Raw genomic sequence first — 18983 nt, 5'->3', positions numbered from 1 at the left:
CCCTGCCCCGCTGTGCGGGAGTTTCGATTCCTGCCTCGGCTGAAGCCGGGGGTATCCACGAAAGGACCCTGATGAAGCAGCGCGGACAGATGCCCCGATTCCCGTTCGACGAGCGGGACTTGGCGAAGTTCAGGGAAGTGCAGCAGCTGGCGTACCACTGCGCGGAGCAGGTCGCGGCGTGGATGGAGCCCGGCGTCACCGAGCGGCAGGCGACCGCGAAGCTGCGGCGCAGCCTGGTGCAGGCAGGGGTGCAGGACTTCTTCCACGTGCCGTTCGCCTGGTTCGGCGACCGGACGGCGTTCCGGCACTTCCACACCCCGTTGCAGTTCTTCGCGGGCTCACGGGTGTTGAAGGAGGGCATGCCGTACGTGCTGGACTGCGCGCCGGTGGTGGACGGCTACACCGCCGACATCGGGTACGGCGGCAAGGTCGGCGAGAACCCGGTGTGGGACCGGCTCGCGCAAGACCTGCGGGTGTACCGGGAGCTGATCCTGCGCGAGGTGAAGGCGCGAAAGACGCTCGACCAGGTGTACGCGGCGGTGGACGCGCAGATCGCCGAGCACGGCTACGACAACCGGCACCAGGTGTACCCGGGCCGGGTGATCGGCCACCAGGTGACCAGGATGACCGCCCGCGGCCCGGCCGGGGTGAACCTGTTCGGGTTCGGCGTGCGGACGCTCCAGACCCTCGGACGGGAACTGGTGAAGGAACGCCTGGAGGGCCGTTCCCCGCTGTGGGCCGGCGGCAAGGCGTCCCGGCACGCCCCGACGCCCGGACTGTGGGCGGTGGAACCGCACATCGGATTCCGCGAGGTGGGCATCAAGTTCGAGGAACTCCTCGTGGTCACCGACGAGGACGCGTACTGGCTCGACGACGACCTGCCGCACGTGCGGCGCTGGGCACTCCAGGAGGGCACCGTATGACCGGCCGCAGCACCGAGATCCGCCGCCGCACCGTCGACTCCGGCGGGCTGAAGCTCGCCGTGTACGAGCAGGGCGACCCGGCGCACCCCACCGTGCTGATGGTGCACGGCTACCCGGACGACCACAGCGTCTGGGACGACGTGGCCGCCGACCTGGCCGCCGACCACCACGTGGTGCGCTACGACACCCGCGGCGCCGGCGCGTCCGGCGTGCCGGCCGGGCGGGAGGAGTACCGGCTGGAGCTGCTCGGACAGGACCTGTTCGCCGTCGCCGACGCCGTCAGCCCCGACCGGCCGGTGCACGTGGTCGCGCACGACTGGGGCAGCGTGCAGTCCTGGGAGGCGATCACCGCCCCCGGCTCGTACCGGCGGATCGCCAGCTACACCACCATGTCCGGCCCGTGCCTGGACCACATGGGCCACTGGATCCGGCACCGGCTGCGCCGCCCGACACCCCGGCACGTCTCCCAACTGCTGCGCCAGGGACTGCACTCCTGGTACATCGGCCTGTTCCACCTGCCGGTGGTCGCGCCCGCCGCGTGGAAGCTCGGCCTGGCCCGGCTGTGGCCCCGGGTGCTGAAGGACCTGGAGGCCGTCCGCCCCCGGCCCGGCCACCCGCAGCGGACCCTCGCCAAGGACGCCGTGCGCGGCATCGAGCTGTACCGGGCCAACATGCGCCCCTCGGTCGCCCGGCCGCGCGAACGCCACACCGAGGTGCCCGTCCAGCTGATCACCCTGCAACGCGACCGCTACGTCTCGGAGTTCCTCTCCGAGGGCCTGGAACGGTGGGTGCCCCGGCTGACCCGCCGCACCCTGAACGCCACCCACTGGTCGGCGCTGCTGGAGAAGGGCCCACAGGTCGCCGCGCTGGTCCGCGAGTTCGCCGCCCGCGACCACGGCGCAGTGCGCCAGGAGCCGTCCGAGGGCGGCGAGTTGGTGGTCGTCACCGGCGGCGGCAGCGGCATCGGCCGGGCCACCGCGCTGGCCTTCGCCGACCAGGGCGCCCGGGTGGTGGTCTGCGACCGCGACCTGCCCGCCGCGCAGCGCACCGCCGAACTGTGCGCGCTGTCCGGCGTCAAGTCCGGTGCGTACCAGGTGGACGTGAGCGACGGCGCGGCCGTGGACGCGTTCGCCAAGCAGGTCGCCGCCGACTTCGGGGTGCCCGACGTGGTGGTCAACAACGCGGGCATCGGCCACTCCGGGACGTTCCTGGAGACCACCGAGGAGGAGTGGCAGCGGGTCCTCGACGTCAACCTGTGGGGCGTCATCCACGGCTGCCGCGCCTTCGGACAACTGATGGTCGACCACGGCCAGGGCGGACACATCGTCAACCTGGCCTCCGCCGCCGCCTACCTGCCGTCCAAGGTGCTTGCCGCGTACGCGACTTCGAAGTCGGCGGTGTACATGCTCTCCGACTGCCTGCGGGCCGAACTCGCCCCGCACCGGATCGGCGTCTCCACCATCTGCCCCGGCATCGTCAACACCAACATCACCCGCACCACCACCTTCTCCGGCCTCGGCGAGGACGAACAGGCCGCCAAGCAGGCCCGGGTGTCCAAGATGTACGCCCGCCGGGGCTTCCCGCCGGAGAAGGTCGCCGCCGAGATCGTCCGCGCCGTCCGCACCCGCAAGGCCGTCGTCCCCGTCACGATCGAGGCCAAGGCCGCCCGGCTGCTCGGCCGGCTCAGCCCGGGACTGCTCCGCGCGGCGGCCCGGATCAACGCCGGGTGAGGAAGCGGTAGTTGGCGGGCGCCGCGCGGCCGGTGGGGGAACCGGCCGCGCCGCGCCCGCCTGCGCGGGGAAAACCGGCTTGGCCGCGCCCGCGTCATGGCGCGAGACTGCCGTGCATGGACACACCCGAAACCCGAGCCCTGCGGCACGTCGCCGCCCTCAGCAGCGGCGACCCGCTGCCCGCCGGGATCGACGTCACGCTCAACTTCCACCCCGACCGCGAGTTCGACGGAGTGCCGATCCTCGAGTCGCTCGCCCGGGACGGCGTGTACCGCTCCCAGTTCTCCACCGGCACCAGCAACGGCGGCCTCACCGCCCACCCCGGCGGCGACCGCTGGACGTGGGAGAGCCGGATCTTCGGCGGCGCCTACGACGACGCCCCCGCCGAGCGCCGCCCCGTCTACGGCGCGCTCAACCACCTCCGCAGCCCCTACGGCGGCGCACCCCGCTTCGGCTCCGCGCACTTCCGCCTCGCACCCGACACCCTGAACCGGGCCACCTTCTGCTACCCCGACAGCGTCTTCGAACCCGAACACTTCGGCACCGCCGACGCGATGGCCCTGATCGCCCTGGCGGAGGCCGACGAACAGGACCTGCTGGACGCCTACGTCGAAGCCCAACTGCACGGCACCGTACGGATACTGGACCACCTCGACGCGCTCGTCCTGGACCCCTGCTACCGGGGCACCGCCGTCGAGACCGCCGCCCGCGCGCTGCCCTGCCGCCTCGAATGGCACCCCGGCCACCGGCTGCTCGCGCACGAGTTGGAGCAGTACGCCGACTACCGGGGCCCGCACATCACCGCCCTCGGCGCGAAGATCGCCCACGACGGCGTGCTCGACCCCGCCGTCATCGGCGCCGCCGTCCGCAGCGGGCAGCACGACCCGCAGGAACTCAAGAAGGTATGGCACTGTCTGGCCCGATTCGGCCGGCCCGTAGGCTGACAGTCCATGGATCTGTCCCTGATGGCCGCGCCCCTCGCCTCCTTCGCCCTGGTCGTGGGCCTGCTCACCCTCACCCCTGGCCTCGACACCGCCCTCATCCTGCGCACCGCCGCCCTGGGCCGGCGCCGGCAGGCCTGGGGCGTCGTCCTCGGCATCCAGACCGGCACGATGATCTGGGGCGCCGCCTCCGCCGCCGGCCTCAGCGTGCTGCTCACCGCCTCCCGCGCCGCGTACGAGACGCTGCGCTGGGCCGGCGTCTGCTACCTGCTCTGGATGGGCGTGCAGATGTTCCGCAACCGCCACCAGGAGGCCCTTCCGGAATCCGAGGAGGGCGACAACCCCGGTGGCTGGTGGGCGGGTTGGCGGCGCGGCACGCTCACCAACCTGCTCAACCCGAAGGTCGGCGTGTTCTACGTCGCCGTGCTGCCCCCGTTCATCCCCGCCGGGGTCGCGCACCTGCCCGCCGGGGTCCTGCTCACCTCCGTGCACGTGATCGAGGGCACCCTGTGGTCCGCCGTCCTGATCGGCTTCGCCCACACCCTGCGCGGCTGGCTGCGCCGCCCCGCCGCCCGCCGGATGCTCGACCGGGTCACCGGCACCGCCGTCCTCGGCTTCGGCGTCAAGCTCGCGCTCAGCGACTGAGGCCCTCGGGTTCCGCCGCGGCGGCGGCGAGCCGGTTCGCCGCCGCCGCCACCGCCGCCCGCAGCTCCGGGCCGCCCAGCACCCGGAAGTCGAACGGGACGGCCGCCAGCCACTCCTGGGCGTACATCGCCGCGTTGCGGGTGCTGCCGCGCAGCACGCAGCGCTCGCCCGCCGCCTCCAGCCGGCCCATCGGCGCGTTGATCCACGGCGCGACCCGGTCGAGCGGGGCTTCGAACAGCACGTGCGTCGGGAAGGCCCAGCCCGAGCCGAGATGCTCCTCCAGCAGCGCCACCGGGTCGAGGTCGTCCGGCATCCGGAACCCCGTCGTGGTCTCCTCGGCCGCCAGCACCCGGTCGATCCGGTAGGTGCGCGTCGCGCCCGCCCGGTGCGAATGGCACAGCAGGTACCAGCGGGTCCGGCGCGCCACCACCGCCCACGGATCCACCTCCGCCCGCCACTCGTTGCCGCCCGCGCTCCGGTACGCGATCACCGCGCGCCGCCGCGCCGCCACCGCCTCCACCAGCGTGTTCACCACCCCCGGATCCGGGTACACCGCCCACGGATCCGGCGCCGCCGCCGCATGCTCGCGCAACGCCGCCGCCTGCCGCCCGACCTCCTCCGGCAGCACCCGCACCACCTTGTCCAGCGCCGCCCCCACCAGATCGCCCGGCTCACCGGCCGCCGGACGCCCGTCCAGCACCGCCATCACCAGCCCCAGCGCCTCCGCCTGGGTGAACGCCACCGGCGCCAGCCGCGTCCCCCGCCGCAAGCGGTACCCGCCGTACGGCCCACGCTCCGACTCCACCGGGATCCCCGCCTCCCGCAGGATCGCCACATAGCGCCGGGCCGCCCGGTCCGTCACCCCGAGCCGCTCCGCCAACTCCTCCGACGTGGTGCCCGGCCGGGCCCGCAGGATCTCCAGGGTGCGCAGCGCGCGGGCGGTGGGGCTCGTTCCGGTCGACATGCCTGCCAGCGTATGCGGCCGGCCGCGACAATCAGGAAGTGGATCGTCCTGAACCGCACCTAGCCTTTGGATCACACCCCTCGACTTCGGGAGCTCACCATGGACATCCTGCTCATCGGCGGCCTCTGGCTGGACGGCACCGCCTGGCATGCCGTCACCCCCGCCCTCCGCGAACTCGGCCACCAGCCCCGGACGTTGACCCTTCCGGCCACGGTTTCCACCACCCTGGACGAGCAACTCGCCGCCGTCCTCGCCGCGGTGGACGCCGCCTCCGGGCCGCTCATGGTGGTCGCCCACTCCGCCAACTGCACCCTCGGCTGGATGGCCGCCGACGCCCGGCCCGAGCGGATCGCCTCCCTCGTCATGGTCGGCGGCTTCCCGCAGGCGGACGGCAAGCCCTACGCCGACCTCTTCGAAATCCGCGACGGCGTCATGCCGTTCCCCGGCTGGGCACCCTTCGAAGGCCCCGACGCCGCCGACATCGACGAGAGCCTGCGGCAGCAGGTCGCCGCCAACGCCATCCCCGTCCCCGAAGGCGTCGCCCGCGCCCTCGTCCACCTGACCGACCCCCGCCGCTACGACGTCCCGATCACCATGGTCAGCCCCGAATACACCCCCGACCAGGTCCGCGCCTGGATCGCCGCAGGCCAGGCCCCCGAACTCGCCGCCGCCAAGCACGTCGAGATCCTCGACTTCGACTCCGGTCACTGGCCCATGTTCACCAAGCCCACCGAACTCGCCCACCTCCTCGCCGACCTGACCTGACGCCGGTCACAGCCAACGCTCGGCGGCCTCCACACTGTCGCTCACGCCGGTGCTGAACGCGACCGCCGCACCCGGCGCATGCCGCCGCACCAGATTCACCACCTGCTCGAACAGCGACAGCAACGCCTCCGCCTTCCGGATCCCACCCCCGACCACCACCACGTCCCAGGGCCGCGTCACGAGCGCCCCGACGATCGCGGCCTCCGCCGCCCCGTCCCACGTGACCAGCACCGTGGCCGCATCGATCCCACGCTCCCCGAACCGCACCAACTCCCGCTCCAGAGCGGCACTGATGGCATCCCCGTCGAGCCCGGGGACGGCGTGCGGATCGATTCCCACGATCAGAACTGACGATATGTCAGTGATGATGCTCGGTGGTCGTAGTGGGTTCCTGTGCCACGGCGAAGGCCCCCGCCATGCGGCGGGGGCCTTCAACTCTGCTCGGCCAACGCCGGAATCAGACCTCACCGAACGAGCCGGCCGCAGCGGCGGCGGCGAACGAGGCCCAGGCGTCGTTCGAGAAGCGGAGCTGGGGGCCGGTGGTGTCCTTCGAGTCGCGGACGGCGGTCGTCGCGGCGTCCGGTGCCGAGACCTCGACGCAGTTTCCGCCATTTCCGCCGCTGTAGCTCGACTTGCGCCACTCAAGCGCCTCGGTGCTGTTCACTTGCGTGTTCCTCTGCTTCCGTGTCGATGAGAGCCAGTGAAGCCTCTGGTGACAGTGCGTCAGCTCGGGCCAGGTCGTAGGTGAGACGGATCTTCCTGACGGTCTCCCTGCTTTCGACCAGCACACTGGCGTGCGGTCCTTCGATGTATGCCACGTCGGGGCTGCCGTCGCCGAATGACAATAGGGTCATGGCACCCTCGAGAGCGGCATGTGCTCCACAGTCCTGCTCAAGTACCTGTACAACCACTAGCTTTGAGCGGATAAGCGCAGCGATGTGGCGCAGCTGGGCGGCCATCGTGTCGTGCCCACCGACAGGCCTTCGGATCGCGGCTTCGTCCAACAGCCACCACAACACAGGGCGTGTTGGACTCGCGATCAGCTCTTGGCGGGAAAGTCGTGTCCGTACCCTGGAGTCGATCTCCCCCTCCGAGGCCAATGGGACCGCTGCGCGGAACACGGCCCGCATGTAGGGCTCGACTTGGCCGAGTCCGGGAATCAAGAAGCCTCCGTACTCGAGAATCTCCGAGGCCTTCGGCTCGAGACTGGCATAGGTTCTGAAGTAGTCCGGGAACGGCTCCTTGACGACGTGCGGCCAAAGGCGGCTGAAGCGTCCGCCGGTGGCCAGCGCTCCGTCGAGCCGTTCGGCGAACTCCTGTGTCGGTGAACGCTTCGCCGTCTCGATCTGCCCCACCAACGAGCCGGTGTAGCCCAGGACTTCACCCAGGCTCTCCTGGCTCAGGCCCGCCGCTTCGCGGAGGTGGCGCAATTCGGAGCCGAACAGGGCCGCCATCGAGGCCGACGGGTCGAGGTCGCGTGGGTTCGGCATGGGCTCCCCGTCTCACACCTGCGTTGTTGGACTGATCACCCTGGTGAGCGTAGCGCTCCGTGTCGATGCTGTTACCCGAACCCGGTGGGATTCCCGCCGCCGGGCGCAGCACTTCCGTGAGGTCCTTCGATGACGTACCCCAACTCCCGACCGCGGCTCACCATCAGCATCTACAAGCTCAACCCGGACGGCACCCGCACCCTCCGCTCCGTCACCTCGTCCGACGAACCGGTCGCACCCCCACGCTCCGCCCTGACCTGGCCGGCCTGCGCCTGCCCGCGCTGCGACAGGTCCACCGCGTGATGCCCACGCTCAGTCAACACCCGAGGAGGTCAACGATGTTCAGTGCAGATCGGGCACTCTCCAGCACGCTCACGATGGATTGTCGGTCCGGGCTTCCCTGCTCGTGACGTCGAGGGCTCCATCGCGAAGCACCAAGTGACGGGCCGCATTGTCGTCAACGTTGACTCGGGGATGGCCGGCGCCCTGGAATGCCTCGGTGCGGAGCTGGAAACGGGCGGGGTTGGCGCCGCGTACGGCGCGCAGATGCCAGGGGGTGTCATCGGGGCTCGCGGGGCGAGGCGGTACGGCCAGGTGCAGGAGGGTGGAGGAGTTGTGGTGGGTGCCGTAGTGGGTGTGGGGCGAGGTGTAGGTGGCCAGTCGGAGTTCGGCGGACGGTGGGCCGGGGGCCGTCGAGGCGTCCGATGTGGGCTGCTGCAGTGCGTCGGTGGTCGAGTGGGATGGGGCCTGGGCGCGGAGCTCGGCGAGAAGGTCCGGTTGGTGGGCGGTTTCTGACAGCACTCCGGCGAACCAGTCGGCGAGAGCGGGGCCACCGCGCCGGGCCCAGGTCTCGACGAGTCGGCGGAAGCCGGCTTCGCGGCGATGGGACGTGCGGTGCGCGCCGGCGGTGAGGATCGCCTCGCCCGCTCCGGCGAAGGCCCGCTGGAAATCGCGCACCGGGACGCGGTGCGCCTGCCCGGCGTAGCGGACCACGCGGATATCCAGCATGGCGCGGTGCAGGAGAGTCGCGGCGGCGGTGGCGTTGGGGCCCAAGCGCCCCGTCTGCGGGGGGCCGGACAAGGCAGGCCGGCTGTCGCGGTGCGGGGTGGTCGCGTCGGCCCGGCGTCCAGCGGCGGACAGGTGCCAGCAGTGGTCGTCCGGGCGGAGGTCGGCCATCGTCGCACGGAGCGTGCCGCGGGCTCCGATGCCGACCGATACGTCGTCTGCTTCTGCGCGAAGGACGACGCCCCGGGCGTCATCGGAGTCGAAGCGGACCTCGGTGATGTCGCGCAGCCATATGTCCAGCGTGGCGGGCTCTGGAGAGGTGCTGTCGTCGGCGGGATAGGAACGGGCAACAGCCAGTTCGAGGTGACCGATGAGACGGCTGCCGGCCCGTTCGACCTGCAGATGGCGAACCTCGGCCGACGGCAGGTCGTAATCGGCAGCGAGGCTCTCTGCAAGCTGCGGCGTCACCACCATCACCGGGGCCATCACCCGCCCCAGATAGTCCCGGCCTGGTACGTGCGGCTTTGCCGGCGCCAGTAGTTCGTCCAGCGAGTGAAACGAGTGACCGGCGGCCGAGGCCTGCTCCCGCATCCAGGCTCGCCTCTCCTCGCCGAGGCCGGCCATCCACTTCAAGGCCGCCCGCGCACGGCGCTCGCGCTCGCGTCGGGTGCCGGCCGTCGCCGCCCGAAACAGCGGAAGGGTGTTGTTGTCCCACACGTCCGCCGCGACGCGGATGCTCTCCCGGTCGAAGCCGCGCGCATCCGAGGAAGCGTCAGCGATCTGCACCAGCGAGCGGTCCAGCAACGCACCCAACACGGCGAGCGCGGAACTGCGTTGAACCGGCGCCGCTCCACCTGGCCGATCCGTACCTGCATGGCGCCATGGAGAGGAAGCATCGGGGTTGGCCATGCTGGGATCGTCGCACGGAACACGATCACGTCGAACAGAGACCTGGAACACTCCACCGCATCGAGCCAGAAGTGGCGCCGACACTTCCTTGGGTCAATCCGGGGCCCTGCAGGTGACACCGAAGCGAACCGCATGCACGTTGGTGTGCGACGTTACCTTTGGGTCTCGGGTTCGGCCACTGCCCGGTGGGGCGGGAACCGGGGGAGTGGCCGGGGCGGTCAGCGGACTCGGACTCTTTCGGCTGCGGGGTACGAGTGGCGGCGCTTGAGCCTCGCGCGGACGGTGCGGTAGGTCGCGGTGCCTGCGGTCACGGCGATGGTGACGGCGAGGCCCGCGATGAACTGGGGCAGGACGGCGCGCCAGAGGTCGGTCATCGGGCCGTCGCCACCTTCGCGGCTGCGGCGCGGTCGGTGTGCTGGCGGCCGAGGCGCTTGAGCTTGCGGCGGACCCGTTCGCCGAAGGCGGCGGGGAGGCCGAGGGTCTCGGCGGCGTGGGTCCAGCTGTCCGTGCCGTCGGCCCAGTGGTGGGCCATGGTGGCCTCGTCGTCGGGGAGCTTGCGCAGGACCGAGGCGAGTCGGCTGTCACTCAGCTCGGCCATCAGCGCGGCAAGTTCAGGGGTGCGGTGGTCGGTGAGCAGATCCGCGAGGACCTGGTCGGTGCCGACCGGCTGACTGAGTAGGGTGAGGCGCCGGCCGGAGGTTTTGCGTTCCCACAGTGGTTGCAGGTGGAGGTGTTCGGCCCGGGTATGGCGGTGCAGCCGGTTCGCGAGTTCCGCCCGGCTGGTCCACCCCCGCCCGAGGCCGTCGACCCAGTCGCCGAGCAGGGCCATCTCCACTGCCTCCCGCCACCGCGCCGGGTCGGAGAGGCCCAGCCAGGAGCGGCTGAACTCGTCGACAGCGGCGGTGTCCCCGTCGATGGCGGCGCTGCGGGCGGCGAGGACGGCGCCGAGGACGTTCTCGGCGGCGGGGATGGTCTCCAGGGTGAGGAGCAGCTCCACCATGGCGATGACGACTCCGGCGAGGTTCTCCACAGCATCCTTGAGGTCCTTGTCGCCGGGATAGGACGCGGATTCGACGATGAACTTGATCGGGGCTGCGCAGGCACCATGGCCGAAGACCCGCAACCGGTCGAGGAGGTTGTCGACGGGGCCTGGGACTTCGCGGAGCGCCGCCCACTCGGAGATGTCCGTGGGCAGGTAGTTCTTGGCGAGCACCTTCCTGAGCCTTGGCTCACAGCGCGGACACCACCTGCTGGAGGCGGGGCGTGCGTTGGTGGCGGGTGCGGGGGTCATGCTCGGCTCCTTGCTGGTGCTCGGGTTCAGGGTCCTTCACCTCTGGGCCTGTGCGGGGACGGATTCGACAAAGAATTTCGGAGCTCGCTCTGTGACCTGTGCCACATGGTCTGCCAGGTGTGCACGGACCGAGGGGCGTGGGTGCGTGGTGGGGACAACCGGGGCGGGGTGCGTTTCTAGGGTGGAGGCTTCAAGTTCGAGTGGTTCAGAGGGAGTTCACGTGTTCACACGCATTGTTCTGGCCGTCGACGACAGCGACGCCCGGGTGCGCGCCGTTGCCACGGTTGCCGATCTCGCGGGGCGCTTCGGGGCGAGCGTCCATGTGTTGCATCTCGCGCCGACCGTGGTGGTGGGGACGAGTCTGGTGACGCTGGAGGACAACGAGGAGGCCCGGCGGGTGCTGGACGAGTCGGTGCGGGTGTTGCGGGAGGCGGGGGTGGAGGTCGACGGCGAGCTGGTGGACGGGATGCGGGGGCAGGTGCCGGAGGTGATCTCCGATGCGGTGAAGCGGGTGGGGGCCGACCTGGTGGTGCTCAGTCCGCACCACCGGGGGATCGTCGCGTCCTGGTTCAACCCGAGTGTCTCGGACGCGGTCGGCCATGCCTCGCACGTGCCGGTCCTGTTGGTGCCGGACGCCGCCTGACGGCGCCCGCGGCGCCGGGGCCTGCCCGCACGCGATCGGTCATCGCCGATGGAGATGACAGTTGTCGTCGATCATCGCGATCGGACGGGAAGCGCGGGCCGGCCCCGGGCGCTCATACACCTGTGCGCTGCGATCGCCGCAGCCGTTGAACCGCAACCACCCGGGAAGGCAGCCATGGCCACCTCATCGACCACCACCACAACCCCCCGCGCGCAGGAAGGTGTGCCGGGCTGGCTCGTCGCGCTGCTCGCCGTCTCCACCGGCATGACGGTCGCCAACCTGTACTACGCGCAGCCGCTGCTGGCGCGGCTGGCCGAGGTGTTCCAGGTCGGGACGACCACGGTGGGTGCGCTGGTGACGGTCACCCAGATCGGTTATGTGATCGGGATGCTGTTCCTGGTGCCGCTCGGTGACCGGATCGAGAAGCGGCGGCTGGTGGCCCTGCTGCTGGGCGTCACGACCGTGGCGATGGCGGTGGCGGGGACGGCGGGCAGCTTCGCGGTGCTGCTGGCCGCCTCGCTGGTCAGTGGTGCGACCTCGGTGGTGGCGCAGATTCTCGTGCCGTTCGCCGCCGGTCTGGCCCCGGACCATGAGCGGGGCCGGATCGTGGGGCGGGTGATGGCGGGGCTGCTCACCGGCATTCTGCTGTCGCGGACGCTGAGCAGCCTGGTGGCGGGCGCCGCCGGGTGGCGGACGGTGTACCTCGGTTCGGCGGTGCTGACGGCGCTGCTGGGCTTCGCGCTGTACCGGGCGCTGCCGCAGCACGCGGCCACCACCGACCTGCCGTACCACCAGGTGCTGCGTTCCACGGTGCGGCTGGTGCGCACCCACCCGGCGCTGTGGAAGCGCGGGCTGTACCAGGCGGCGGTCTTCGGGTCGTTCAGCGCCTTCTGGACGACCGTCTCGTTCCAGCTGACCGGTCCGGCGTTCGGGTACTCGGAGGCGGGTGTCGGTATCTTCGCGCTGGTCGGCGCGGCGGGCGCGCTGGTCGCCCCGCTGGCGGGGCGCTGGGCGGACCGCGGATTCGGCCGGCCGCTGACGGGGGCGGCGCTGCTGGTGGCGTCGGGGAGCGCGGTGCTCGCGGGCCTCGGCGGGCACAGCATCGTGCTGCTGGCGCTGGCCGCGATCGTGCTGGACGTCGCCGTGCAGACCACGCTGATCCTCGGTCAGCACGTGGTCTACCAGCTCGACCCGGGCGCCCGGGCCCGGCTGAACAGCGTCTTCATCGCCACCTTCTTCCTCGGCGGCGCGCTGGGCTCGGAGTTCGGCACCGTCGCGTACCACGCGGGCGGTTGGTGGGCGGTCGCCGGGTTCACCGCGGTGCTGCCGCTGCTGCCCCTGGTGCACTGGGCGACGGACCGGAAGGGCGCCGTGAGCTGAAGGAGACCGGCCGTCAGCCGAGGTGGCGCAGCAGCGCCGCCACGGCCGGCGTCGGCTCCCCGGCGGGGCACACCACGGCGACGTCCCACCGGGGTTGGCCGCGGGTGAAGCGGCGCAGGGCCAGGTCGGGGAAGTGCGCGGCGATCGACTCGGGCAGGACGCACACCCCGAGGTCGTGCCGGACCAACTCGGCGGCGGCCACGATGTCGTTGACCTCGAAGACCGCCGTCCGTTCGACGCCGGCGGTGCGGAACGCCCGGTCCACCGCGGACCGGACCGCCCAGCCCGGGGCGAAGTCGACGAACGGCAGCCCGGCGAGCTCCTCGAACCGCACCCGGTCGGGGAGCTCGAAGGCGCGTCCGGGCGCGGCGGCCAGCACCATCGCCTCGCAGGCCAGCGAGCGCACCGTCAGGCCGCGCTGCTGCTGGCGGTCGAACGCGACGATCGCCGCGTCCACGGTGCCGTCGCGCAGCCCGGCGCGGATGTCCACGGCCGCCGCCTGGCGCAGCCGGATCGTCAACCCCGGGTGCTCGCCGCGCAGTTCGCCGAGCACCCGGTCGAGTCCCAGCCAGACGCCCTGCATGGTGCCGATGGTGAGCACGCCCCGCAGCACCCCGCGCGCCTCGTCGGCCGTCGCCCGGGCGAGATCCGCCGCCCGCAGCGCGGCCCGGGCGGCGGGGACGAACGCCGCGCCGGCGGTCGTCAGGGTGACCCGGTGCGTGGTGCGTTCGAAGAGCTGGACGCCGAGTTCCTTCTCCAGCGCGCGGACGGTGCCGGACACCGCCGACTGCACGACGTGCAGCCGCCGCGCCGCCGCGGTGAAGCCGCCCTCCTCGGCCACCGCGACGACGACCTCCAGCTGCCGCAGTTCCATCGCGCTCCACCCCGTCCTCGCAGCCGGGAGCTGTCTCCCGGGCCTCTCGCGGTCAAGGTTAGGTGGCCGTACGGTGACCTCCGGCAGGCGTCGTCGCGGGCGACAGCTGTGCACGGACCGCGCGGGGCGGGTGCGTCGTCGGACAAGCCGGGGCGCGTGGCGTTCCTAGGGTGGGGCGAAACCCAAGTCCAACTTCGAGGGAGCGCGCCGTGACTGACGCGAACGCGGTCGGCCGGCGGCCGGTCCTGGAACCGGAGGCGCAGGCTCTCGCCACGGCGACGGCGAACCCGCCGTACCTGTACCAACTGGGGCCCGCCGAGGGCCGCCGGGCGGTGGACGAGGCCCAGTCCGGGGAGATCGCCAAGCCGGAGGTGGACGAGGAGTGGGTCACCGTCCCGGGCGGCCCCACCGGCGCCGTGAAGGCGCGCATCGTCAAACCCGCCGGCGCGGCCGGCCCGCTGCCCGTCGTGCTCTACCTGCACGGCGGGGGCTGGGTGTTCGGCAACGCGCACACCCACGACCGGCTGGTGCGCGAACTCGCCGTCGGCGCCCACGCCGCCGTGGTGTTCCCCGAGTACGACCGCTCGCCCGAGGCCCGCTACCCCGTCGCGATCGAGCAGAACTGGACGGTGGCCCGCTGGGTGGTCACGGACGGCCGGGGCAACGGACTGGACGCCGGGCGGATCGCCGTGGCGGGCGACAGCACGGGCGGCAACATGGCCGCCGCGCTGACCCTGATGGCGAAGAAGCGCGGAGGCGTCCCGCTGGTGCAGCAGGTGCTGTTCCACCCCGTCACCGACGCGTCGTTCGACACCCCGTCGTACCACGGCTTCGCGACCGGCTACCACCTGCGCCGCGACGCCATGCAGTGGTTCTGGGACCAGTACACCGCCGACCTCACCCAGCGCGCCGAGATCACCGCGTCCCCGCTGCGCGCCACCGTCGAGGACCTGAAGGGCCTGCCGCCGGCGCTGGTCGTCACCGCCGAGGCCGACGTGCTGCGCGACGAGGGCGAGGCGTACGCCGCGAAGCTCTGCGAGGCGGGCGTGCCGGTCACGGCCGTGCGGCTCCAGGGTGTGATCCACGACTTCGTGACGCTGAACGCGCTGCGCCCGACCCAGGCCGCCGGGGCCGCGATCGGGCTGGCCGTGCAGACCCTGCGCGACGCCCTGCAGCAGGGGTGAGGCCGCGATGAAGCCGCCGATCACCGCGCCGCTGCTGAGCCAGTGGGGCTGGCAGGAAGAGGCCGCCTGCCGGGGCATGGACAGTGCCCTGTTCTTCTCGCCGTGCGGCGAACAGGGCGAGGCCCGCCGCAGCCGCGAGCGGCGGGCCCGGTCCGTCTGCGACGGCTGCCCCGTCCGCCCGACCTGCGCGTCCTTCGCCGTCCGCACCGGCCAGAACTTCGGAATCTGGGGCGGGCTGACGGAGGCCGACCGGCAGACGGTGAGGTGACACGTGCCCAGCGTGGGTCGGGCGGCGCCGGTCAGGCGGCGTCGCTCTCGGGCAGCGCGGAGAGGTGGCCGCGCCGGCTGCGCCACTCGCTCGGGGTGACGCCGTAGGCGGTCCGGAAGGCGCGGCTGAAGTGCGAGGCGCTGGCGAAGCCGTGGCGGCGGGCCACCTCGGCGAGGGTCGGGCCGAACGGGCCGTGCCGTTCCAGGGTCCGCGCGCAGGCCTCGACGCGGCGCTGCTGGATCAGCCGGGTGACGGTCAACTCCTCGTCCTCGAACAGGCGGTGGAGGTAACGGACGGAGATCCGCAGCGCCCGGGCCACCGACTCGGGGCCCAGGTCGGGCCGGCCCAGGTGGGCGTCGACGTGGGCCAGCGCGCGGGCCACCAGGAGGTCGCGGGCGGTGGTCGGCTCCTGCTCCTCGTCGAAGGCGATCGCGTCCACCAGGTCCGCGACGTGGCCGGCCAGCCGGGCGGCCGCGGTCGGCCCGAACTGCGCGGCGTCGCTCAGCACGTGGGTCAGCAGCATGCTCAGCATGGACACCGCACCGTCGTCCGGCCGGAGCGTCGAGCCGGCCAGCTGCGACAGCGTCCGGGGGCCGCTGAGGGTGCGCTGCGGCAGGTGGACCAGGTGCAGCCGGAACGGCTGGGGGAAGTTGAGGGCGAACGGCCGGGCCATGTCCAGCACCATGATCTCGTCCGGCCCGGGCCGCCGGGTCGGCCTGTCCTGCGAGAAGACCGCCTCGCCCCGGACGCACAGGGCCAGCGCGAAGCGCTCGGCGGGCTCCGGGCGGCACAGGCTCGGCGGGCGGCTGATCCGCTGCGGACCGGCGTCCAGCGACACCGTGCGCAGGTGGCCCAGGCGGTGCGAGCGGACCCGGCCGAGCAGCGGACCGGGCGCGGTGGCCGTCACCCGGACCGGGACGAGCGCGCGGGAAAGGGCGTCGCTCCACACGTCGTGGCGGGTGTCCTCGGGGACGTCGCCGGTGTCCAGGACGAGGGTCATGCGTGCCCCTGCCTTCCGTCGTGGCCTGACCGGACACCCACGGCTGCGGGGTGCGGTCCTCGTTCACCACCAGCGTCCCCCGCCCCGACTGCTCACCCGGCCGCGGCGGCCACGGCCGGGCACGGCGTGCACGGTGCTGTGCGCGCTCAGGCATGCGGGAGGCGGCCGGTTCGACCGGCCGTGGCCGCCCGCCGACGGAGGGTCACCCCGAGAGGGCGTCCCGGAGCTGGGCCCGGGACTTGATGCCCAGCTTCGGGAAGACCTTGTGCAGGTGGTAGCCGACCGTGCGCGGCGAAAGGTACAGCCGGGAGGCGATGTCCCGGTTGGTGAGGCCCTGCGCCGCCAGCTCGGCTATCTGCAACTCCTGCGGCGTCAGTTCGGCCTTCGCCGCCGGCTCCGCGCCCTGCGGAACGGCGGCGCCCGCCGCCCGCAGCTCCGCCGCGGCGCGCTCGGTCCACGGCCGGGCGTCCAGGCGCCGGAACGTCTCCAGCGCGGCGATCAGCAGCCCTCGGGCCTCCGCCGAGCGCCGGTGGCGGCGCAGCCACTCGCCGAAGTCGAGCCGGGCGAGGGCGCGTTCGAACGGCCACCGGTCGCCGGCCGGATCGGCCAGCGCGGACCGGAAGTGCCGCTCGGTGGCCTCCTCGCTCTCCTCGACCAGGGCCGCCGCGCGCTGCGTGATGGCGTGCAGACGCGGCGAGAGCCCGTCGCCGAGCGCGCGCCGCGCCGCCGCCAGCACGGCCCGGGCGTCGTCGGTCTGCCCGGCGCGAACGGCCGCGGCGGCGAGGTCGGCCAGGTAGTACAGCGAGGCGTGGTAGTGCACCGGGTCGGGCCGGTAGTCGTGGGTGAAGGTGTTGCGGAGCTCCACGTAGGCGCTCTCGTGGTCACCCTCGACGACCTTGGCCATGCCCAGCGCGTAGTGGTAACGGGCCCGCAGACTACGGGAGTTGCGCAGATCCACCCCGCACAGGGCCTCCTGGACGCGGGCGCACGCGCCCTGGTGATCGCCCCGGAACGCGCCCAGGGTGGCCTGCAGGATCAGCGAGCCCAAGGTGACGTTGTCCGCCCCGGCCTCGGCGGCCATCCAGTACGCGTTCTCGGCCGCGGCCTGCGCCGCCCCCCAGGAACCCGCCTCGGCGTGGGCCAGGGCCAGCGCCTGCGTGAAGGTGGCGTTCGAACCGGCGGTACCGGCCCGGCGCAGCAGGTCCGTCGCGTGGCAGAGGATCCGGACCGCCTCGTCCGTCTCGTCCAGCACCCAGGCCGTGGCACCCAGGAAGCCCAGGTCGGCGAGCGAGTCCGGCGACGCCAGCGTCCGGGCCCGGTGGAGCTGCCAGAGGGCCTGCGGACGGTCGCCGAACGGCCGGGCGGTCGCCTCCGACCAGACCCGTGCGGCCGGGTCCCCCTCCTGCGGGATCAGCCGGCTGATCCGCAGCAGCTCGTTGCCGTAGAACGGGTCGCCGGCGTTGTACGCCGAGGTCGCGGCGGTGCCCAGGGCGCCGACGCCGAGCGGGGGCGCGAGCCCGGCCATCGACTCGGCGACGTGCAGCGAGGCCGCCAGCGCGTCCTGGTGGCGCAGCGTCAGACCCAGCGCCCACCCCCGCATCAGCTCGCCCTCGGCCCGGGCGACCGGGTCCGCCGTCAGGCCGCCGATCCGGGAGGCGAGGTCGCCCGCCCACTGCGGGTGCCCCGCGAGCATCGCCGCCCTGCTGGCCGCCACCAGGCGTTGCGCGTGCAGCTCCGGGTCCGAGGTGAGCTCGGCGGCCCGCTCCAGCGCGGCCGCCGCGGCCGCGTAGCCACCCCGGGCCCGGGCCCGCTCGGCGGTCTCGGCGAGCGCGTCCGCCACTTCGGCGTCCTGGCCGGCCGTCCCGGCGGCCAGGTGCCAGGCCCGCCGGTCGGGCTCCGCCCCGGCCGCGTCGGCCAGCGCCAGGTGCGCCGCCCGGCGCTCGGCGAAACTCGCCGCCTGGTAGACGGCGGAGCGCACCAGCGGGTGACGCAGCACCACCTGCCCGCCCTCCAGCCGCAGCAGCCCCGCCTCCTCGGCCGGCAGCAGCGCCGCGACCACGTCGCTCCCGGCGGACGCGTTCACGATGTCCGCGAGCCGGGACGTCCCGGCCGCCGCGACCAGCAGCAGCGCGGCACGGGACTCCGGCGGCAGCCCCGGGAGCTCGGCCGCGAACAGGTCCTCCAGCCGGCGGGTCAGCGGCAGGGTCTGCGCAGCCCCCGGCCGGCCCGTGCCGCGGGCCACCGCCCGGGACAGCTCGATCAGCGCCAGCGGGTTGCCCGCCGCCTCCTGGAGCACCTGCGAGCGGGCCCGCCCGGTCGGCGGAACAGGCTGGGCGTTCAGCAGCAGCCCCGCGTCCCCCCGGCCCAGCGGACCCGCCACCAGGTGCGGGAAGTCCCGGTCGAACCGGCCCGGCACGCCCGCCTCGCGCGCGGCCAGCAGCATCACCGCCGCCTCCCCGTCCAGCCGGCGGGCAACGAACGCCAGGATGTCCAGCGAGCCGAGATCCAGCCACTGGAGATCGTCCACCACCAGCAGCAGCGGCTGCCGGGCCGCCGCCTCGGTGATCAACGTGGTCACGCCCACGCACAGGTGCAGCGGATCGGCCGGCGCCCCGCCCTCCGGGTCCAGCCCGAAGGCGCACCGCAGCGCCGCGCGCTGACGCTCGGGCAGGTCGTCCAGGCCGCCCAGCAGCGGACGGAGCAACTGGTGCAGCCCCGCCAGCGCCAGCTCGCGCTCCGCCTCGCTGCCGCGCACCCGCAGCGTCTGCAACCCCCGGGCAGCACCCTGCTCCGCGGCCCACTCGACCAGCGTGCTCTTCCCCGCGCCCGGCTCACCGGTCAGCACCAGCACATGGGCGCCGTCGCCCCGCACCGCACCGAGCAGGCCGTCGATCCGGGCCAGCTCCGCCGCCCGCCCGAAGATCGCCGACGCGGCCGACCCGTTCCCGCCCGTGTGCACCATTTCTTCCTG

The 18983-nt window shown here is 73.0% G+C and carries 20 protein-coding genes; 10 read left to right on the top strand and 10 right to left on the bottom strand.

Annotation, left to right across the window (positions count from 1 at the left end):
- The first annotated feature begins 71 nt into the window (after positions 1 to 71).
- The 4 genes from ACFYS8_RS02340 (at position 72) to ACFYS8_RS02325 (ending at position 4239) form a co-directional block, all read left to right on the top strand.
- Positions 72 to 923 carry a M24 family metallopeptidase gene (locus ACFYS8_RS02340; protein WP_387634563.1) on the top strand — a complete coding sequence of 284 codons (852 nt, stop codon included), beginning with the start codon at positions 72 to 74 and terminating at the stop codon, positions 921 to 923.
- Positions 920 to 2653, top strand: coding sequence for an SDR family oxidoreductase (locus ACFYS8_RS02335; RefSeq protein ID WP_387634560.1), 1734 nt, complete (start codon positions 920 to 922; stop codon positions 2651 to 2653). The genes ACFYS8_RS02340 and ACFYS8_RS02335 overlap by 4 nt, the downstream gene beginning before the upstream one ends.
- Before the next feature lie 116 nt (positions 2654 to 2769).
- Positions 2770 to 3597, top strand: coding sequence for a DUF3626 domain-containing protein (locus ACFYS8_RS02330; RefSeq protein WP_387634557.1), 828 nt, complete (start codon positions 2770 to 2772; stop codon positions 3595 to 3597).
- A gap of 6 nt (positions 3598 to 3603) precedes the next feature.
- Positions 3604 to 4239 carry a LysE family translocator gene (locus ACFYS8_RS02325; RefSeq protein ID WP_387634555.1) on the top strand — a complete coding sequence of 212 codons (636 nt, stop codon included), beginning with the start codon at positions 3604 to 3606 and terminating at the stop codon, positions 4237 to 4239.
- Here the strand turns inward: ACFYS8_RS02325 and ACFYS8_RS02320 are convergent.
- Complete coding sequence (locus tag ACFYS8_RS02320; protein WP_387634552.1) at positions 4229 to 5203, bottom strand: helix-turn-helix transcriptional regulator; 975 nt, start codon at positions 5201 to 5203, stop codon at positions 4229 to 4231. The genes ACFYS8_RS02325 and ACFYS8_RS02320 overlap by 11 nt on opposite strands.
- A gap of 99 nt (positions 5204 to 5302) precedes the next feature.
- Between ACFYS8_RS02320 and ACFYS8_RS02315 the strand changes: the two genes are divergently transcribed.
- Positions 5303 to 5968, top strand: a complete 666-nt coding sequence (locus ACFYS8_RS02315; RefSeq protein ID WP_387634549.1) for an alpha/beta fold hydrolase — start codon at positions 5303 to 5305, stop codon at positions 5966 to 5968.
- A gap of 6 nt (positions 5969 to 5974) precedes the next feature.
- Here ACFYS8_RS02315 and ACFYS8_RS02310 read toward each other — a convergent pair whose 3' ends face one another.
- The 3 genes from ACFYS8_RS02310 to ACFYS8_RS02300 form a co-directional block, all read right to left on the bottom strand.
- Positions 5975 to 6325, bottom strand: a complete 351-nt coding sequence (locus ACFYS8_RS02310; RefSeq protein WP_387636804.1) for a hypothetical protein — start codon at positions 6323 to 6325, stop codon at positions 5975 to 5977.
- A gap of 100 nt (positions 6326 to 6425) precedes the next feature.
- Positions 6426 to 6632 (bottom strand): DUF397 domain-containing protein, encoded by a 207-nt coding sequence (locus ACFYS8_RS02305; RefSeq protein ID WP_387634547.1) that lies wholly within the window; start codon positions 6630 to 6632, stop codon positions 6426 to 6428.
- Positions 6610 to 7458: a Scr1 family TA system antitoxin-like transcriptional regulator gene (locus ACFYS8_RS02300; RefSeq protein WP_387634544.1), complete on the bottom strand. Its 849-nt coding sequence runs from the start codon at positions 7456 to 7458 to the stop codon at positions 6610 to 6612. The genes ACFYS8_RS02305 and ACFYS8_RS02300 overlap by 23 nt, the downstream gene beginning before the upstream one ends.
- Before the next feature lie 129 nt (positions 7459 to 7587).
- On the opposite strand from ACFYS8_RS02300, the gene ACFYS8_RS02295 reads away from it, so the two are divergent.
- On the top strand, positions 7588 to 7761 hold the full coding sequence (locus ACFYS8_RS02295) for a hypothetical protein (RefSeq protein WP_387634541.1): 174 nt from the start codon (positions 7588 to 7590) through the stop codon (positions 7759 to 7761).
- Positions 7762 to 7830: 69 nt separating this feature from the next.
- Here the strand turns inward: ACFYS8_RS02295 and ACFYS8_RS02290 are convergent, their stop codons facing one another.
- From ACFYS8_RS02290 to ACFYS8_RS02280, 3 genes are all read right to left on the bottom strand, one after another.
- Positions 7831 to 9372 carry a hypothetical protein gene (locus ACFYS8_RS02290; RefSeq protein WP_387634538.1) on the bottom strand — a complete coding sequence of 514 codons (1542 nt, stop codon included), beginning with the start codon at positions 9370 to 9372 and terminating at the stop codon, positions 7831 to 7833.
- 218 nt (positions 9373 to 9590) lie between these two features.
- The gene (locus ACFYS8_RS02285) at positions 9591 to 9746 is read right to left on the bottom strand and encodes a hypothetical protein (protein ID WP_387634536.1); all 156 of its coding nucleotides are present in this window, start codon (positions 9744 to 9746) and stop codon (positions 9591 to 9593) included.
- Positions 9743 to 10663 carry a hypothetical protein gene (locus ACFYS8_RS02280; protein WP_387634534.1) on the bottom strand — a complete coding sequence of 307 codons (921 nt, stop codon included), beginning with the start codon at positions 10661 to 10663 and terminating at the stop codon, positions 9743 to 9745. Before ACFYS8_RS02280 ends, ACFYS8_RS02285 begins: the two co-directional genes overlap by 4 nt.
- Before the next feature lie 220 nt (positions 10664 to 10883).
- On the opposite strand from ACFYS8_RS02280, the gene ACFYS8_RS02275 reads away from it, so the two are divergent.
- Positions 10884 to 11306 carry a universal stress protein gene (locus tag ACFYS8_RS02275; RefSeq protein ID WP_387634531.1) on the top strand — a complete coding sequence of 141 codons (423 nt, stop codon included), beginning with the start codon at positions 10884 to 10886 and terminating at the stop codon, positions 11304 to 11306.
- 174 nt (positions 11307 to 11480) lie between these two features.
- Positions 11481 to 12686 (top strand): MFS transporter, encoded by a 1206-nt coding sequence (locus ACFYS8_RS02270; RefSeq protein WP_387634528.1) that lies wholly within the window; start codon positions 11481 to 11483, stop codon positions 12684 to 12686.
- Between the two features lie 13 nt (positions 12687 to 12699).
- Here the strand turns inward: ACFYS8_RS02270 and ACFYS8_RS02265 are convergent, their stop codons facing one another.
- Positions 12700 to 13560, bottom strand: coding sequence for a LysR family transcriptional regulator (locus tag ACFYS8_RS02265; protein ID WP_387634525.1), 861 nt, complete (start codon positions 13558 to 13560; stop codon positions 12700 to 12702).
- Between the two features lie 209 nt (positions 13561 to 13769).
- Here ACFYS8_RS02265 and ACFYS8_RS02260 point away from each other — a divergent pair, with 209 nt between their 5' ends.
- A complete protein-coding gene (locus ACFYS8_RS02260) occupies positions 13770 to 14744 on the top strand; it encodes an alpha/beta hydrolase (RefSeq protein WP_387634523.1) in 975 nt (324 codons plus the stop codon).
- Between the two features lie 7 nt (positions 14745 to 14751).
- Positions 14752 to 15012: a WhiB family transcriptional regulator gene (locus tag ACFYS8_RS02255; RefSeq protein ID WP_387634519.1), complete on the top strand. Its 261-nt coding sequence runs from the start codon at positions 14752 to 14754 to the stop codon at positions 15010 to 15012.
- Positions 15013 to 15043: 31 nt separating this feature from the next.
- Here the strand turns inward: ACFYS8_RS02255 and ACFYS8_RS02250 are convergent, their stop codons facing one another.
- Both ACFYS8_RS02250 and ACFYS8_RS02245 read right to left on the bottom strand, forming a co-directional pair.
- Positions 15044 to 16012 carry a helix-turn-helix domain-containing protein gene (locus ACFYS8_RS02250; protein WP_387634517.1) on the bottom strand — a complete coding sequence of 323 codons (969 nt, stop codon included), beginning with the start codon at positions 16010 to 16012 and terminating at the stop codon, positions 15044 to 15046.
- A gap of 202 nt (positions 16013 to 16214) precedes the next feature.
- Positions 16215 to 18974 (bottom strand): AAA family ATPase, encoded by a 2760-nt coding sequence (locus ACFYS8_RS02245; protein WP_387634515.1) that lies wholly within the window; start codon positions 18972 to 18974, stop codon positions 16215 to 16217.
- Between the last annotated feature and the right edge of the window lie 9 nt (positions 18975 to 18983).

Source organism: Kitasatospora sp. NPDC004615 (assembly GCF_042873545.1).
GTDB lineage: Bacteria > Actinomycetota > Actinomycetes > Streptomycetales > Streptomycetaceae > Kitasatospora.
This window is presented reverse-complemented; position numbering and strand designations above follow the sequence as displayed.

Bases quoted from the DNA above. Each gene is read 5' to 3' on its own strand.
- ACFYS8_RS02255 (WP_387634519.1), top strand. From the start codon at position 14,752: ATGAAGCCGCCGATCACCGCGCCGCTGCTGAGCCAGTGGGGCTGGCAG.
- ACFYS8_RS02270 (WP_387634528.1), top strand. From the start codon at position 11,481: ATGGCCACCTCATCGACCACCACCACAACCCCCCGCGCGCAGGAAGGT.
- ACFYS8_RS02340 (WP_387634563.1), top strand. From the start codon at position 72: ATGAAGCAGCGCGGACAGATGCCCCGATTCCCGTTCGACGAGCGGGAC.
- ACFYS8_RS02325 (WP_387634555.1), top strand. From the start codon at position 3,604: ATGGATCTGTCCCTGATGGCCGCGCCCCTCGCCTCCTTCGCCCTGGTC.
- ACFYS8_RS02285 (WP_387634536.1), bottom strand. From the start codon at position 9,746: ATGACCGACCTCTGGCGCGCCGTCCTGCCCCAGTTCATCGCGGGCCTC.
- ACFYS8_RS02315 (WP_387634549.1), top strand. From the start codon at position 5,303: ATGGACATCCTGCTCATCGGCGGCCTCTGGCTGGACGGCACCGCCTGG.
- ACFYS8_RS02295 (WP_387634541.1), top strand. From the start codon at position 7,588: ATGACGTACCCCAACTCCCGACCGCGGCTCACCATCAGCATCTACAAG.
- ACFYS8_RS02280 (WP_387634534.1), bottom strand. From the start codon at position 10,663: ATGACCCCCGCACCCGCCACCAACGCACGCCCCGCCTCCAGCAGGTGG.
- ACFYS8_RS02290 (WP_387634538.1), bottom strand. From the start codon at position 9,372: ATGGCCAACCCCGATGCTTCCTCTCCATGGCGCCATGCAGGTACGGAT.
- ACFYS8_RS02245 (WP_387634515.1), bottom strand. From the start codon at position 18,974: ATGGTGCACACGGGCGGGAACGGGTCGGCCGCGTCGGCGATCTTCGGG.
- ACFYS8_RS02330 (WP_387634557.1), top strand. From the start codon at position 2,770: ATGGACACACCCGAAACCCGAGCCCTGCGGCACGTCGCCGCCCTCAGC.
- ACFYS8_RS02335 (WP_387634560.1), top strand. From the start codon at position 920: ATGACCGGCCGCAGCACCGAGATCCGCCGCCGCACCGTCGACTCCGGC.
- ACFYS8_RS02250 (WP_387634517.1), bottom strand. From the start codon at position 16,012: ATGACCCTCGTCCTGGACACCGGCGACGTCCCCGAGGACACCCGCCAC.
- ACFYS8_RS02265 (WP_387634525.1), bottom strand. From the start codon at position 13,560: ATGGAACTGCGGCAGCTGGAGGTCGTCGTCGCGGTGGCCGAGGAGGGC.
- ACFYS8_RS02300 (WP_387634544.1), bottom strand. From the start codon at position 7,458: ATGCCGAACCCACGCGACCTCGACCCGTCGGCCTCGATGGCGGCCCTG.
- ACFYS8_RS02320 (WP_387634552.1), bottom strand. From the start codon at position 5,203: ATGTCGACCGGAACGAGCCCCACCGCCCGCGCGCTGCGCACCCTGGAG.